We start from the raw sequence: 13,839 nt of genomic DNA on the forward strand, positions 1-13,839 counted from the left end.
TTACCAGCCGTTGCCTTTGAGATCGGTCAGTTCAACCTCGAGAAGTTCGAGATTCTCAGCCGCCGTGCCGTTGCCGGAGAGCGTGTTGTGCACGGCGCCCCAGAACTTGGCGGAAACTTCGTTATATTTCACCTTCGCCGCGGCGGAGGGACGCGGAACGGCGGTCTGGAAGATTGGTTTCCATGTCGGCATGAAGGGCTGCGCGTCGGCGACATCCTTGTCATCGTAAAGGGATGCGATCGTCGGCATGTTGGAGAGCTGGATCGCGCGCATCTTCTGGGTATCCTTCGACGCCAGGAATTTCACCAGCTGAATGGCCGCTTCCTGATCGTCGGAATATTTCGAAACGGCGAGGTTCCAGCCGCCGAGTGTGGAGGCAGGGGCCTCGCCTTCCGCACCGGCGGGCAGCGGGGTGACGCCAAACTTGCCCTTGATGGCGCTGTCGTCGCCATTGCCCAGTGCATAGGCATAGGGCCAGTTGCGCATGAAGACGGAATTGCCGGTCTGCCAGACGCCGCGCGCTTCTTCTTCCTTGTAAGCAAGCACGCCCTGCGGCGCGATGGTGCCGACCCAGCCCTTGGCGGTTTCGATGGCGGCCGCGGCTTTTTCATTGTTCACGGAGATATCGCCGTTGGTCTCGACGATATGGCCGCCACCGGCAGAGGCGATCCATTCCAACGCGTTGCAGGTCAGGCCTTCATAGGCGCTGCCCTGGAAAACGAAGCCCCAGAGGTCCTTCTGGCCAGCCTCGCGCTCCTTGTCCTGGATTTCCTTGGCGGTCTCGCTCAGTTCCTTCCAGGTTTTCGGCGGTTGTTTGCCGTATTTTTCCAGAAGGTCCTTGCGATAGAAAAGCGCTGGCGCGTCGGTGAACATCGGCATGGCGACGAGCTTGCCGTCTACCGTCTGCGAAGCGACGATGGAGGGGAAATGATCGCCGATGACATCTTTCGTCGCTGCGGTCAGATCCACGAACTGGTCGGCCAGCTGCGGCGCCCAGATCACGTCCGTCTGGTAGACGTCGACATCCTTGTTGCCGGCGGCAAGCCACAGCCGGTACTGGCTGAACTGTTCGCTGGACGATGACGGCATGGTGACGAGATTGACCTTGTGACCGGTTTCTTTTTCGAAGGCGGCTATCCGCTCCTTGAAAAATGCGATGTTTTTGCCGGTCGAGTTGGCGGCGATCGAAAGTTCGGCCGCCTGAGCCGAAACGGCGCCGCAAAATACGGTTCCGCACAGGAACAAAGTCTTCAGGGAAATATTCATTGTCAAACTCCTCCGTTGACGCTTCCGATTATCCTCAAAATTGAAAGCGCTTTTGACTGATGCGAGGCTCTCAAAAGCCGAGCGATCTGTCAATACTCTTTCTATTTTCCCGGAAATCGGCTGATTTAGTCTGTAATTTTCGGCGTTTGCCTTTGGGAATGATCAACTGTAAGGTTTCAGGTGAAGGAAAATTGAAATCGTTTTCAATTTTTGTCGGCTTGAAAAATCCGCGGCGGCAACGCATGCAGGGGCAAATTGGCAAAAAATTATGAAGCTCAAGGAATTCGCAGAGAAAGTCGGGCTTTCGCCCACCACCGTCAGCCGGGCGCTGGGCGGCTACCCCGAGGTGCGCGAGGAAACGCGCCAGCGGGTGATGGAGGCTGCGCTGAAATATGGCTACCGGCCGAATGCCAACGCCGTGAGGCTTGCAACGGGCAGGGCCGGCGCCATCGGCGTTGTCATGGGTCGTTCAGGCGGCGGGCATTTCTTTTCGGAATTCATGGGCGGCATGGCGACACGGCTGGAAAATGAGGAGACCGACATCCTCGTCAGTGTCACGGTCGACAATAATATTGACGAGGAACTGGCGATTTTCAGCCGGCTTGCGGCGAGCGGCCGGGTGGATGGCATCATCGTGCATTCGCCGCGCCCGGAGGATGAGCGCATTGCGCTGCTCAACCGGCTGGGTGTGCCCTTCATCGTGCACGGCCGCTCAAAAACGCCTTTCGAACATGCCTGGCTCGATATCGACAATCACGATGTGACCTATCGTCCGACAATCCATTTTCTGGAGCGCGGACACAGGCGTATCGCCCTTATCAATGGTCCGGTTGGCCGCACTTTCGTGCAGGACCGCGAGCAGGGTTTTCGGAAGGCGCTGGCGACCCACGGCATTACGCCCGATCCGCGGTTCATGATGAGTGAGCATTTCAGCGAGGAGGCGGCCTTCCGTTTCGCCCGCTCGCTTCTGGAGCAGACGCCGCGCCCGACGGCCTTCGTGGCAGGCGCGATGATGACGGCGCAGGGTGTCTATCGCGCGGCCACGCAGATGGGGCTGACGATCGGCAAGGATGTCTCCGTCATCGCCCATGACGACGTTTTTCCTTACCTCACGCCGGAAAGCATGATGCCGCCGCTTTCCACCACTCGCTCGCCCATGCGCATGGCGGGGATGCGGGTGACGGACCTGCTTTTGCAGATCATCGGCGGTCGCCCCGTCAGCGAGGTTCAGGAATTGTGGCCGGTCGAACTGATCTTGCGGGAGTCGGTCAGTCCGGCCTGAGCCTGGTGCCATAGCTCACTGATTCCACTCCATTTTGTGAACGTCGTTTGATGACGTTCGCCTTTCGTCATCTATACGTCCGCGTCGTCTCATGTATAATCGGAACAGTCACGGGCGTTATGGAACAGGACCCGGGCCGGCGCGTTGAGGGGACGTGTCGAAGGAGGTGGACGGATGTTTGAATTTCTTAAGCTGCAACAGCAGACTGTGATCGATGACGTCGAGGCGACCGGCACCTATGCCGATGCGTTGCTCAATGTTCCAAGCCGGGAATTGACCCGCTCGACCGCTCGCGAACATGGTCACGAGGCCCATTCCCGCGACTATTGTGAAAATCGCGACGTTTCCCGCAGCGCGCTGGGTTTCGCCTGAGCCGGCGCAAAAAAACGTCATTAAAACGGAACGGACGGGCCGTCTCAGCGTTTTCCCTGTACGACCCGCGGGGCGGCGCAACCTGACCGAAGGGACCTGACCGGCATTTGACCGATGGGCGAATTGGGTGTTGCGCCGCCCGACTTGTTTAAGCGCGAAGGCGCTGTCCCATGCTATAAAACTGCTGCTTGTGTCCACGGTGGCAAAGCGTGGTTATCAGGAGGCCGCCATGCCAGCCGTTCCCCTCGAACCCTATCCCGAACCGCCGATGCCTGTGCCGCCGCAGCCGGAGATACCGCCGGTAGAAGGACCGGAACCTGACCGGGCGCCGGACGAGGCGCCGACTCCCAACCCCGACGAAAATGACGAGCCGCCGAGGGTGCTCTCGCCTTTCACGCCTTTCAATTCTCGAATTTCTTGCTGACGAAAGCCGAGCCTTTTAGCCCGAAGCGCCACGGATATTCCGTCGCGCGGCTGATGCCGATTCGTCTGCCGCTGGTAACGGCGCTGGCTTCTTTCGGCAACTGCAGGAAAAAAGGCGCTGCGTCCAACGGCGCGCCGTCCATCTCCCCAGTAATAGCCAGCGCCTGACAGAGTCTACCCGGACCAGAACAGAGAAGTTTCGGCTTGTCAGTTCCCCTTCGCAGTTTCATTATGTCTATGCCGGTCATGGGTTCGATGGCGCGCAGAAGTACGGCGGAACCGGGGGCGCAGACAAAGTTGGCGCACCAGTGAATACCATAGGAGCGGTAGACATAAAGACGGCCGGCCGGGCCGAACATAGCGCTGTTGCGCGGCGTCTGCCCGTTGAAGCTGTGGGATGCCGGGTCGTCCGGATGATAGGCCTCTGTCTCCACGATGATGCCGCCGGTATCGCCAATGCGGAACTCCGCGCCGATGAGGGCGCGGGCGACATCCACCGCATCGCGCAGGAAGAAAGGCTCCTGCATTTCCGGGCCAAAGGCCTGATTCATCTGGAACCCTTCCGCTCTGCCATCGTTGTGAATTCAGGATTTAACCGTTTTCCAGCATCGGATTCGTATCGGTGCTTCCCCAGCCGGAGGGCATGTCATGCAACTTTCCACGACCTATGTAAAACGCAATAACGGGGTTATCTCCGTCGAGTTCGTCGGCAGCGACGGCGATCAGGTCTCGGTCCGCCTCGCCGATGGTCTCGAAGGGATCGACGATGCCGAGGCCATCAAGCGGGCGAGCGCTGTGATGGTGCAACTGACCGCCTTCGGAACGCGCCATGGTGCGGATGCGCCTTCGCAATTTTCCGCTCTAGGTACGGCGCAGGATGAAGCTCCGCACGGACAGGCGAGCGCTCGCACATCGAAGGATCGCGACATTCTGGAGGAGGAGTTGGAAGAGGGACTGGAAGACAGTTTCCCGGCGAGTGATCCCGTCTCGGCAACGGTCACCTCCATTGCTTCGCGAAAAGGAGGGCAGTGACATTGGTTGTTCGCAAAGTTGCACTGGTGACCGGCGCTGGCTCCGGCATCGGGCGCGCCGCCGCCCTTCATCTGTCGGCGCAGGGCTTCTCGGTCGGTCTGTTGGGCCGCACCGAATCGGAATTGAACAATGTCGCGCGTGAAATAGGAGCCGAATCCGGTTCTTCGAAAGTGCTCATGACCGATGTGGCGGATGAGGCGGCCATGCGTCACGCGGTCGCAGCGCTGGTTGAGGATTTCGGCCGGCTTGATGTCGTGGTGGCCAATGCTGGCGTCAATGGAGTCTGGGCGCCCATCGATGAGCTGCAACCGTCCGAATGGGACGATACGATCCGCATCAACCTGCGCGGCACCTATCTGACCGTCCATGCCAGCGTGCCGCATCTGAAAGCGGCCGGCGGCGGATCCATCGTTATCATTTCGTCGATCAATGGCACCCGAACCTTCACATCGCCCGGTGCTACGGCCTATTCCGTGACGAAGGCCGGACAACTCGCCATGGCGCAGCAACTGGCGCTGGAGCTGGGGCGCCACCGTATTCGCGTCAATGCGGTGTGTCCGGGCGAAATCGAAACGGCAATCGATGAGAATACCGATATACGCGGGCGGGAAAAAACGGAGGTTCCAGTTCGTTTCCCGGCTGGGGATATTCCGGTAACCGGCGGCGTGGCCGGAACGAGCGACGACGTCGCCGCGTTGATCGGTTTCCTGGCGTCGGACGCGTCCCGCCACATTACCGGCACGCCGGTTTGGATCGATGGCGGCCAAGGGCTGCTCCGATAATCTGCAGCCTTTAAGCTCAACGCCAGCGGCATCACAGGCTTGTGTCTTTATGATTAACGAATGGGTAACGTCTGTTCACGAGACTTTGTCCATGGGCGAGGTTGCCGTGTTGTGGCCACCTTCGATAGTTAAGCGTCTGCCGGAAAGGCGGGCAAATCAGGCGGGCAGAACGATCCATGGGCATGCAGGCAATGCTGGATTTCGCGGTTGCGGGGTTGCGGCAAAAGGTAAGGGTAGGGGCAAGAATGGCTGCGATCGTTGCGATCGGCGGCGGCCTTGCCGCGTGCACTTCCATGGGGCTCGATAGCGTCAAGAAAGACCCGCCGAAACTGTCGTCCAAGATGATGGCGCAGATGTCGGCCAAGAGCATGCGCCCGGAAAGTCCTGTCCTCGTTCGCATTTTCAAGCAGGAAAGCGAGCTTGAGGTCTGGAAGATCGACAAGACCGGAAATTACGCTCTGCTCAAGGCTTATCCCATGTGCCGCTGGTCCGGAAAACTCGGCCCCAAGATGAAGTCGGGCGACCGGCAGGCGCCGGAAGGTTTTTATCATGTTTCGGCCGGCATGTTGAACCCGAACTCACAATATTATGTCTCCTTCAATCTCGGTTATCCTAACCGGCTGGAATCGGCGCTCGGTTACACCGGTGAGGCGCTGATGGTGCATGGCGCCTGCTCGTCTTCCGGCTGCTACGCCATGACGGATGCGCAGGTTGGTGAGATTTATGCCATCGTCGCGCGTGCGCTCCAGGGCGGACAGGACCGCTTTCAGGTGCAGGCCTATCCCTTCCGTATGACCGCAAGGAACATGGCGGCGCATCGGGACGACCCCAACATGCCGTTCTGGAAGACGCTGAAGGAAGGCTACGATTATTTCGAGGTAACGCGCAGGCAGCCCAAGGTTTCCGTCTGCGGCCGCCGTTATGTTTTCAACAGTGAATTCGCCGAAGGCGAACCTGCGGATCCGTTAGCGGCCTGCCCTCCGGCGATCAACCAGCAGGATCCGCTGGTGGCGTCGAAACTGGCCGAAGAGCAACAAAAGCTTGCCGCTGCCATGAGCGACGGAACTTCCGCCCCGCTCAGCGCGTATGTAGACGGCGGCATGCATCCAAGCTTCCGAGCCATTTTGAAATCCAGCGGCGCCAAGGCCATGGCGTCGCGGGTTTCCGGCACGAAGTATCCTATAAGCCGCCCCGAGGCGGCGCTGGCAGATCCCTTTGTCGGCGTGAGATGACGTAAATGAGGTTTTTCAATTGAATAAGACGATGACGACCCGGCGGGGTTTCCTGCTTGGAGCAGGTGGCGTGGCGCTTGCCGGCCTTGCGGGCTGCAACACGACGACGCGTGAGGCAGCGAGGCCTGCGCCGCCCGCTGACGACCCGATGTACGCCATGATGTATGGCCCCAAGCCGGACGAACAGTTCCCGCTGCCCGAGATTCCCTATAAGCGGATTCCGCGTCAGTTCCTGCGGCAAATGGTGGCAAACCCGACGGGTGAGCGCCCCGGCGTCATCGTGGTCGATACGGCCAATCATTTCCTCTATCTCACCTATGAGAACAATCAGGCCATGCGTTACGGCGTCGGTCTTGGCCGCGCGGGCTTTGAATGGTCCGGCCGCGGCGTCATTCAGTACAAGCGGCAATGGCCGCGCTGGACGCCACCCGATGAGATGATAGCGCGCCAGCCGGAGCTGGAACCCTATAGCAGCCGCAACGGCGGCATGGAGCCGGGCCTCAAGAACCCTCTCGGCGCGCGTGCGCTCTATATCTTCAAGGATGGCAAGGACACGATCTACCGCCTGCACGGTTCGCCGGAATGGTGGACCATCGGCAAGTCGGTATCCTCAGGCTGCGTTCGCCTGCTGAACCAGGATATCATCGATCTTTATAACCGCGTACCCGACGGGACACCGATCGTGGTGACGGCGCTCGGCCCCGCACAACAGGGCGTGCCGATTAGCCAGGACGGTGTGCCCGTAGCGCAATATGGTAACGGCGTGATCGGCGACGGCCTGTCGCAACCGACACAGACCTATTGACAAGGCACAAAAAGGGCCGCGCTTCGAAGCGCGGCCCTTTTTTGTTTGCATGTTTCTTACTGCGCGCGCTTCAGCGCATCGCCGAGGATGGAGACGATATCGTCGAAATGGGATTTTTCGGCGATCAGCGGCGGTGAAAGGGCGATGATGTCGCCGGTGACGCGAATGAGCAGGCCGCGCTCGAAGCAATCCACGAAGACGTCATAGGCGCGTGCGCCGGCAGCACCGTCGCGCGATTGCAGCTCGATGCCGGCGATGAAGCCGATGGTGCGGATGTCGATGACATTGGGCAAGCCTTTCAGGGAATGGATGGCGTCGTGCCAGACATCCTGCAATTCGGCCGCGCGTGTGAAGAGACCCTCGTCGCGGTAGATGTCGAGCGTCGCTATGCCGGCGGCGCAGGCGACGGGGTGGCCGGAATAGGTATAGCCGTGGAAGAGCTCGATCTGGTTTTCCGGCCCATGCATCAGCGCATCATGCACCTTGCGGCTGGTGAAGACCGCACCCATGGGGATGGCGCCATTGGTCAGGCCCTTGGCCGTGGTGACGATATCTGGGGTAACACCGAAATAGTTGCTGGCGAAAGTGGAGCCCATGCGGCCGAAACCGGTGATGACCTCATCGAAAATCAGCAGGATGCCGTGCTTGTCGCAGATGGCGCGGAGACGCTCCAGATAACCCTTCGGCGGCACCAGCACGCCGGTGGAGCCGGCGACCGGTTCGACGATGCAGGCGGCGATGGTTTCCGCGCCATGCAGGGCGACCAGCCGTTCCAGATCGTCCGCAAGCTCGGCCCCATGCTCGGGCTGGCCCTTGACGAAGCTGTTCTTGGCCGGATCATGCGTGTGGCGCAGATGATCTGCAGGGATTTGCGGGAAAACGCGGCGGTTGTTGACCAAGCCGCCCACGGAGATGCCGCCGAAGCCGACGCCATGATAGCCGCGTTCACGGCCAATCAGGCGGCTGCGCGTGCCCTGACCGACGGCGCGCTGATAGGCGATGGCGATCTTCAGCGCCGTATCGACCGATTCAGAACCCGAGCCGGTGTAGAACACGCGGTCGAGCTTTGCGCCTTCCGGGCCGGGGGCGATTTCAGCCAGCCGTTCGGCGAATTCGAAGGCGACGGGATGGCCCATCTGGAAGGAGGGCGCATAATCCATGGTCGAAAGCTGGTGCTTTACGGCCGACGCGATCTGCTGGCGGCCGTGGCCGGCATTGACGCACCAAAGGCCAGCCGTGCCGTCGAGAACCTGGCGGCCGTCATTGCTGGTGTAATACATGCCTTCGGCGCTCGTCAGCAGGCGGGGATTGGCCTTGAACTGCCGGTTGGCGGTAAACGGCATCCAGTAGCTGTCAAGCGAGGTGGAATTGGATCGGTTCGGATTGTCCATGGTGATCTCCTGTTCGTTGCCGGTGATTGAAAGCTATTTTCTCGACTGAACAAGCCCTTTTCTTTCCGTGGCCAAGCTATTGAAAATGTTATAGGTGTGGAGCCATATTTTCGATATTTCGAACAAGGGCAACGGAGGCTTGCGCATGTCGGTGGATTTAGGCGGACGTTTGCGCCATTTGCGGCTGCGTCACAATATTTCCCAGCGCGAACTGGCACGGCGTGCCGGAGTCACCAATTCAACGATTTCGCTGATTGAGAGCAACACGTCGAACCCATCCGTCGGCGCGCTGAAACGCATTCTCGATGGCATACCGATCGGTCTTGCCGAGTTTTTCGCCTTCGAGCCGGAAACCAGCCGCAAGGCCTTTTACCGGGCGGATGAACTGGTTGAAATCGGCAAGGGGCCGATTTCCTTCCGGCAGGTGGGGGAGAATGTTTTCGGCCGCAGCCTGCAAATCCTGAAGGAATGTTACCAGCCGGGCGCCGATACCGGCAAGGTTCCGCTGGTTCACGATGGCGAAGAAGGCGGCATCATCCTCTCAGGGCGTCTGGAAGTAACTGTCGATGAGGAGAGGCGGGTGCTTGGCCCCGGTGATGCCTATTATTTCGAAAGCCGCAGGCCCCACCGCTTCCGTTGTGTCGGTCCGGTGCCCTGCGAAGTGATCAGTGCCTGCACGCCACCGACCTTCTGATTCCCGCCATATCCGGTGGTTTGTGGCACCGGTGATAGGGTGAAATCCCGCCGGGCGAAGAAAAAACGCCACGAGCTACGGCAATTTTGCGTGGCTGCTATGACGGGAATGCGGTTCCTCGCCACGCTTTTGCCGTCTTTGCGCCCTCCTTGCGATTTTTCCATCGCTTTTTATTGGCGTAGCGACAATGACGGGCAAAAAATCCCGGCCAATATGTCAAATTTTATATGCATTGCCAAAATCTTGCTGCGATGCAAAAAACTTTAATAGTCTTTTCGAGAGATGCCTTTTCTTGGCGTTCCTGTCCCATCTGCGCAAGTCATAAGAAACATATAAGAAAAGACCGCCGAAGGTCCAAAACCCAATACATGGCGCGGTACTACCCATGCTCTCCACACATGGCCGTCGGCGCATTTGTTGCTTTTTTATGCAACCGTTAATATTGCTCGGACGTTGATCGGCCGTTCGCGCAAGAAATCGCATAGACGGTTATGGCCAATGTGCCTTACAAAAAATCCATTAGCATCAAATTCCGAACACAGACTTGTTATCTCCTTTAGACGGAAAGACGCGCCTCCGGGCACCGACCAATCGCAAAACATAAATGGAGTTCTCTCTATGAAGTCCGCGACCCAATCGGCTGAACAGACACTCAGCAGCTCCGAAGATTTCGATGTCAGTTTCCCTATCGGGGGCATCGCAAAACGCAGCTTCGATATGACATCGGCTGCGCTTGCGCTGCTCATCTTCAGCCCGATATTCCTGTTGATCGCCGTGCTGGTGAAGTTGTCCGATCCCGGCCCGATCTTTTATGGTCACCGGCGTGTGGGGCATAATGGCCGCTATTTCCATTGCCTGAAATTCAGGACGATGGCGATGAACGGTGATGAGATTCTCCGGCAATATCTTGCGGCCAATCCGGAAGCGGCCGAAGAATGGCGCGCCACCCGCAAGCTCAAGAACGACCCGCGGGTTACTGCCGTCGGCGCCGTGTTGCGCAAGCTCTCGCTCGACGAACTGCCGCAGCTTCTCAACATCATCCGCGGCGAAATGAGCGTGGTTGGCCCACGCCCGGTCGTCGATGAAGAACTGAGTTATTATGAGAGCGCCGCCGCTTATTATCTCAGCACCCGCCCGGGCCTGACCGGCCTGTGGCAGATCAGCGGCCGCAACGACGTATCCTACAAGACACGCGTCGCTTTCGACACGCACTATGTGCAGAACTGGTCGATGCGTCAGGATGTCTTCATCATCGTCAAGACCATACCCGCCGTGTGCCTTTCACGCGGAAGCTACTGAAAACCGATATTGAGTTCGGCTTTATCGATCTTCGTTTCGACACGCACCCCGACCGGGATCCCAAGTCCGGTCTTTGGGTGCGTCATTGGTGCTAATCATACCGGCCGCTTTTCGCGGCGCTGCGCAGGCGGCCCTGCCCAGCTGCGCGACGGCCGGCTCGCCCGTGTGGCGATCCGCTAACAGGGAGTTTCCCGATGAACGGCTTGTCTGCCGCCCGCCGCCCGTTTGTGGCCTTCGTATTTGCCGCTTCCGTCGCCCTTTCCGCGCCGCTCTCCGCCATGGCTGCGGGTGGCGCCCAATATAAGCTCGGTACCGCTGACAAGCTGCGTATCCGCGTTGCCGAATGGCAGCCGGCGGATGGCAGCATCCGCAACTGGGATGTGATCAACGGTGATTATTCCGTCGGTCCGTCGGGGGCGCTGTCTCTGCCTTTCATCGGCCAACTGGATGTTGCGGGCAAGACCCCATCGGAGGTCAGTGAAGAGATTGGAGCCCAGCTTCAGAGCAAGTTCGCCCTTCGCAACCTGCCTTCGGCCTCCGTCGAAATCGCGCAGTTCCGGCCGATCTTCTTGAGCGGCGATGTGCAGACGCCGGGTGAATATCCCTATGCCGCCAATCTCACGGTGCTGAAGGCGGTCAGCCTTGCCGGGGGTCTGCGGCGCTCGGATGCCGGGCAGCGTTTTGCCCGCGACTTCATCAATGCCCGCGGTGACGCAGCCGTCTATGACAATCAGCGCGCAAGGCTGCTTGCCCGTCAGGCGCGGCTGATTGCCGAGGTCAAGGGTGACGCGACCATCGCCAAGACGCCTGAAATGGAAAAGATCGGCGATATCGACCTGCTGCTGGCCAGCGAAAGCGCGCTGATGAAATCGCGCACCGAACGTTACACCCTGCAACTCAAGGCGCTAACGGACCTCCACGCCCTCCTGGAGAGCGAAGTCGAATCCCTGAAGAAGAAATCGGAAACGCAGAACCGTCAGCTCCAGCTTGCCAACGAGGACCGCGACCGCGTCAACCGGCTGAACGAGCAGGGGCTTGCGCTGTCGCAACGGCGTATTTCTGCGGAAGAACGCGCCGCGGAAGTGGAATCCAACCTGCTCGATATCGATACGCAGTCGCTGCGCGCCAAACAGGATATCAACAAGGCGACCCAGGACGAGATCAACCTGCGCAACGACTGGGTGGCGCAGCGCTCCAAGGAACTGCAGGACACGGAAGCGGAACTGGACAAGCTTAACCTGCAGCTGACCACCAGCCGCGAATTGATGTCGGAAGCGTTGGCGCAATCGGCAGAAGCGATCCGTTTCGATCCGTCGGGTAAGTCCGCGACGATCAGCTATGTCGTGGTGCGTGAGGAAAACGGCAAGCCGAAGGAGCTGAAAGTGGATGAAAACGCCATGCTCCAGCCCGGCGATGTCATCAAGGTCTCGTCTGAAATCCTGATGCAGTGAGGTTTTTATGCGGATCGCCAAATCGGCGCTGATCGATCCCGAACTTAATGAAATTTACGGAATGACGGCGGTTGCGCTGTCATTCTTCGTCTTCGCTTACTCGTCGCGTTTCGGGCAAATCTCGGTTCTGGCCTATTATGGCATGTGGCTGCCGCTGGTGGTGGTCGATTATCGGCGCGTGCTCGGCAATTATCCGCGCTATCTCTGGATATTCGCCTTCGGCACATTGACGGTTCTGTCCAGTTTCTGGTCGGAAGCGGCGCCGGTGACCATGCGTGCCTCCATCCAGTATATGACGCATATCGTCTGCGCGCTGATCGCCATGCGGGTGATCTCGATCGGGACGCTGACGCGCGGCGCGCTGATCGGCATCGCCGTCGTTCTGCTTTATTCGCTGCTGTTCGGCATTTATCTCTTCGATGCGCTGGATGGTACCTATAGTTTCGTTGGCGCTTTCTCTTCCAAGAACCAGCTCGGCTTTTATGCCTCGCTCGGCGTTATTTTTGCCGCGGCATCGGTGCTGGTGCTCAAGCAAAAGGGCATCTGGTTGCCGATTGCCGGCGTCACCGGGCTCCTGTCGGCCTATAGCCTCCTTGCGTCCCAATCGGCCACATCCACTATTACCACGGCGGCGGTGGTCGCGCTCATCATCGGCTTCATTCCCATCGGCATGCTTTCGCCGGCGAACCGAAAGATGACGTTTTTTGTGCTCGGTGGTCTCGGCGCATTGCTGGCGGTCGCTTCCCTGCAATTCGGCCTGCTAGACGCCATTCTCGGCATTTTCGGCAAGGATTCGACGTTGACCGGCCGAACCTACCTCTGGCAGCAGGGCATCGAGGCGGCGAAACAGACGCCGATCCTCGGTGTCGGTTATCAGGGGTTCTGGGTTGCGGGTTTTCCCGATGCCGAACGGTTGTGGAACGATTTCTTCATTACCGGCCGCAGCGGCTTTCATTTCCATAATACCTACATCGAGACCGTGGTGGAAAACGGCTTTGTCGGCATGCTGCTGCTTGGCATGGTGCTTTATGGCACTTTGCTCGGGCATCTGCGCTCGGTGCTGATGCGCAAGAGCGATCCGCAGGGCGTCATCCTGTTTGCGATCTGCGCCCTGTTTGTCGTGCGTTCCTTCGTAGAGATCGACATCATCTTCCCCTACCAGATAGGCTCGTTCCTGCTTTATTTCGCGGCCGGGAAACTATGTCTTCCGGCAAGGGTTTCTGAGGGGAGCGAGCAACACCCGGCAATCGGAACGCGGTTGCAAACGAGAGCCTAGAGATAATCCGCCGAGACATGCGGACTGGCGTGGATGAAACTCCACATGTCCTTGCTGACATCGACGATGTCGGCGATCGATTTTTCGAGCAGCCCGATTTCTTTCTCGTCCATGCGCTCCACCTTCCCGTAGCGCACCTGACTGTCATCCTCCACCAGCCGCATGAGTTGCGTGCTGGCGATCTCGCCTTTTTCATCGAAGGAATAGATGCAGTGATTATATTTGTTGCGCGTCTTCGCTTCCTTCTTCAGCCGCGCCATGATGGAGAGTATGGTCTTGCGGTCCTTCGCATCGGTGGAAGGAAGCTTCGCCAGGCGCTCGATCAAATCCATGCGCGCCCGTGTGGTGTTAAGCGTCAGGAACACGACGATTGCCGCTTCCTTCTCCACTTTCAGGAGATGGACGATCAGATAGATCATCAGGCTTTCCGTGTTGGTCCACACGTAATTCAGCCTGCCGACCAGCAGCAATACATCCGACATCGCCGCCATGCCCGCTTCCCCCACCCCAAAAGAATTATACGGGCATTATATG

Annotated in this window: 14 protein-coding genes; 10 read left to right on the forward strand and 4 right to left on the reverse strand. The window is 59.0% G+C overall.

Going from position 1 to position 13,839, the window contains the following annotated elements:
• On the reverse strand, positions 1–1,266 hold the full coding sequence (locus tag O9X91_RS10430; protein ID WP_077984999.1) for an ABC transporter substrate-binding protein: 1,266 nt from the start codon (positions 1,264–1,266) through the stop codon (positions 1–3).
• Between the two features lie 268 nt (positions 1,267–1,534).
• Between O9X91_RS10430 and O9X91_RS10435 the strand changes: the two genes are divergently transcribed.
• Positions 1,535–2,548, forward strand: a complete 1,014-nt coding sequence (locus O9X91_RS10435; protein ID WP_077984998.1) for a substrate-binding domain-containing protein — start codon at positions 1,535–1,537, stop codon at positions 2,546–2,548.
• Between the two features lie 174 nt (positions 2,549–2,722).
• Positions 2,723–2,920: a hypothetical protein gene (locus O9X91_RS10440; protein WP_077984997.1), complete on the forward strand. Its 198-nt coding sequence runs from the start codon at positions 2,723–2,725 to the stop codon at positions 2,918–2,920.
• Positions 2,921–3,321: 401 nt separating this feature from the next.
• Here O9X91_RS10440 and O9X91_RS10445 read toward each other — a convergent pair whose 3' ends face one another.
• Positions 3,322–3,894, reverse strand: a complete 573-nt coding sequence (locus O9X91_RS10445) for a DNA-3-methyladenine glycosylase (RefSeq protein ID WP_142911922.1) — start codon at positions 3,892–3,894, stop codon at positions 3,322–3,324.
• A gap of 97 nt (positions 3,895–3,991) precedes the next feature.
• On the opposite strand from O9X91_RS10445, the gene O9X91_RS10450 reads away from it, so the two are divergent.
• From O9X91_RS10450 to O9X91_RS10465, 4 genes are all read left to right on the forward strand, one after another.
• Positions 3,992–4,375, forward strand: a complete 384-nt coding sequence (locus tag O9X91_RS10450) for a hypothetical protein (protein WP_162520334.1) — start codon at positions 3,992–3,994, stop codon at positions 4,373–4,375.
• On the forward strand, positions 4,372–5,157 hold the full coding sequence (locus O9X91_RS10455; protein WP_142911921.1) for an SDR family oxidoreductase: 786 nt from the start codon (positions 4,372–4,374) through the stop codon (positions 5,155–5,157). The genes O9X91_RS10450 and O9X91_RS10455 overlap by 4 nt, the downstream gene beginning before the upstream one ends.
• Positions 5,158–5,333: 176 nt before the next feature.
• Positions 5,334–6,389, forward strand: a complete 1,056-nt coding sequence (locus O9X91_RS10460; protein ID WP_269834301.1) for a L,D-transpeptidase family protein — start codon at positions 5,334–5,336, stop codon at positions 6,387–6,389.
• Between the two features lie 19 nt (positions 6,390–6,408).
• The gene (locus O9X91_RS10465; protein ID WP_137411622.1) at positions 6,409–7,194 is read left to right on the forward strand and encodes a L,D-transpeptidase; all 786 of its coding nucleotides are present in this window, start codon (positions 6,409–6,411) and stop codon (positions 7,192–7,194) included.
• Positions 7,195–7,250: 56 nt separating this feature from the next.
• On the opposite strand, the gene aptA is transcribed toward O9X91_RS10465, so the two are convergent.
• Positions 7,251–8,585, reverse strand: a complete 1,335-nt coding sequence (gene aptA, locus O9X91_RS10470; protein ID WP_142911920.1) for an omega-aminotransferase AptA — start codon at positions 8,583–8,585, stop codon at positions 7,251–7,253.
• 145 nt (positions 8,586–8,730) lie between these two features.
• Here aptA and O9X91_RS10475 point away from each other — a divergent pair, with 145 nt between their 5' ends.
• The 4 genes from O9X91_RS10475 to O9X91_RS10490 all read left to right on the forward strand — a co-directional run bounded on the left by O9X91_RS10475 (position 8,731) and on the right by O9X91_RS10490 (position 13,305).
• Positions 8,731–9,279, forward strand: coding sequence for a cupin domain-containing protein (locus tag O9X91_RS10475; protein WP_006315224.1), 549 nt, complete (start codon positions 8,731–8,733; stop codon positions 9,277–9,279).
• Positions 9,280–9,897: 618 nt separating this feature from the next.
• The gene (locus O9X91_RS10480; RefSeq protein ID WP_077984348.1) at positions 9,898–10,578 is read left to right on the forward strand and encodes a sugar transferase; all 681 of its coding nucleotides are present in this window, start codon (positions 9,898–9,900) and stop codon (positions 10,576–10,578) included.
• Between the two features lie 194 nt (positions 10,579–10,772).
• Entirely contained in the window at positions 10,773–12,029 is a 1,257-nt protein-coding gene (locus O9X91_RS10485; protein ID WP_142911919.1) for a polysaccharide biosynthesis/export family protein, read from the forward strand.
• Between the two features lie 7 nt (positions 12,030–12,036).
• On the forward strand, positions 12,037–13,305 hold the full coding sequence (locus tag O9X91_RS10490) for an O-antigen ligase family protein (RefSeq protein WP_269833923.1): 1,269 nt from the start codon (positions 12,037–12,039) through the stop codon (positions 13,303–13,305).
• On the opposite strand, the gene O9X91_RS10495 is transcribed toward O9X91_RS10490, so the two are convergent.
• On the reverse strand, positions 13,302–13,796 hold the full coding sequence (locus O9X91_RS10495) for a hypothetical protein (protein ID WP_142911917.1): 495 nt from the start codon (positions 13,794–13,796) through the stop codon (positions 13,302–13,304). The two genes, O9X91_RS10490 and O9X91_RS10495, sit on opposite strands and share 4 nt — an antisense overlap.
• Between the last annotated feature and the right edge of the window lie 43 nt (positions 13,797–13,839).

The sequence above is a fragment of the Agrobacterium salinitolerans genome, from assembly GCF_027498475.1.
In the GTDB taxonomy this organism is placed as follows: Bacteria; Pseudomonadota; Alphaproteobacteria; order Rhizobiales; family Rhizobiaceae; genus Agrobacterium; species Agrobacterium salinitolerans.

Excerpts from the sequence above, each read along its gene's own strand:
- O9X91_RS10430 (WP_077984999.1), bottom strand. The coding sequence starts at position 1,266 with ATGAATATTTCCCTGAAGACTTTGTTCCTGTGCGGAACCGTATTTTGC.
- O9X91_RS10435 (WP_077984998.1), top strand. The coding sequence starts at position 1,535 with ATGAAGCTCAAGGAATTCGCAGAGAAAGTCGGGCTTTCGCCCACCACC.
- O9X91_RS10440 (WP_077984997.1), top strand. The coding sequence starts at position 2,723 with ATGTTTGAATTTCTTAAGCTGCAACAGCAGACTGTGATCGATGACGTC.
- O9X91_RS10445 (WP_142911922.1), bottom strand. The coding sequence starts at position 3,894 with ATGAATCAGGCCTTTGGCCCGGAAATGCAGGAGCCTTTCTTCCTGCGC.
- O9X91_RS10450 (WP_162520334.1), top strand. The coding sequence starts at position 3,992 with ATGCAACTTTCCACGACCTATGTAAAACGCAATAACGGGGTTATCTCC.
- O9X91_RS10460 (WP_269834301.1), top strand. The coding sequence starts at position 5,334 with ATGGGCATGCAGGCAATGCTGGATTTCGCGGTTGCGGGGTTGCGGCAA.
- aptA (WP_142911920.1), bottom strand. The coding sequence starts at position 8,585 with ATGGACAATCCGAACCGATCCAATTCCACCTCGCTTGACAGCTACTGG.
- O9X91_RS10475 (WP_006315224.1), top strand. The coding sequence starts at position 8,731 with ATGTCGGTGGATTTAGGCGGACGTTTGCGCCATTTGCGGCTGCGTCAC.
- O9X91_RS10480 (WP_077984348.1), top strand. The coding sequence starts at position 9,898 with ATGAAGTCCGCGACCCAATCGGCTGAACAGACACTCAGCAGCTCCGAA.
- O9X91_RS10485 (WP_142911919.1), top strand. The coding sequence starts at position 10,773 with ATGAACGGCTTGTCTGCCGCCCGCCGCCCGTTTGTGGCCTTCGTATTT.
- O9X91_RS10490 (WP_269833923.1), top strand. The coding sequence starts at position 12,037 with ATGCGGATCGCCAAATCGGCGCTGATCGATCCCGAACTTAATGAAATT.
- O9X91_RS10495 (WP_142911917.1), bottom strand. The coding sequence starts at position 13,796 with ATGGCGGCGATGTCGGATGTATTGCTGCTGGTCGGCAGGCTGAATTAC.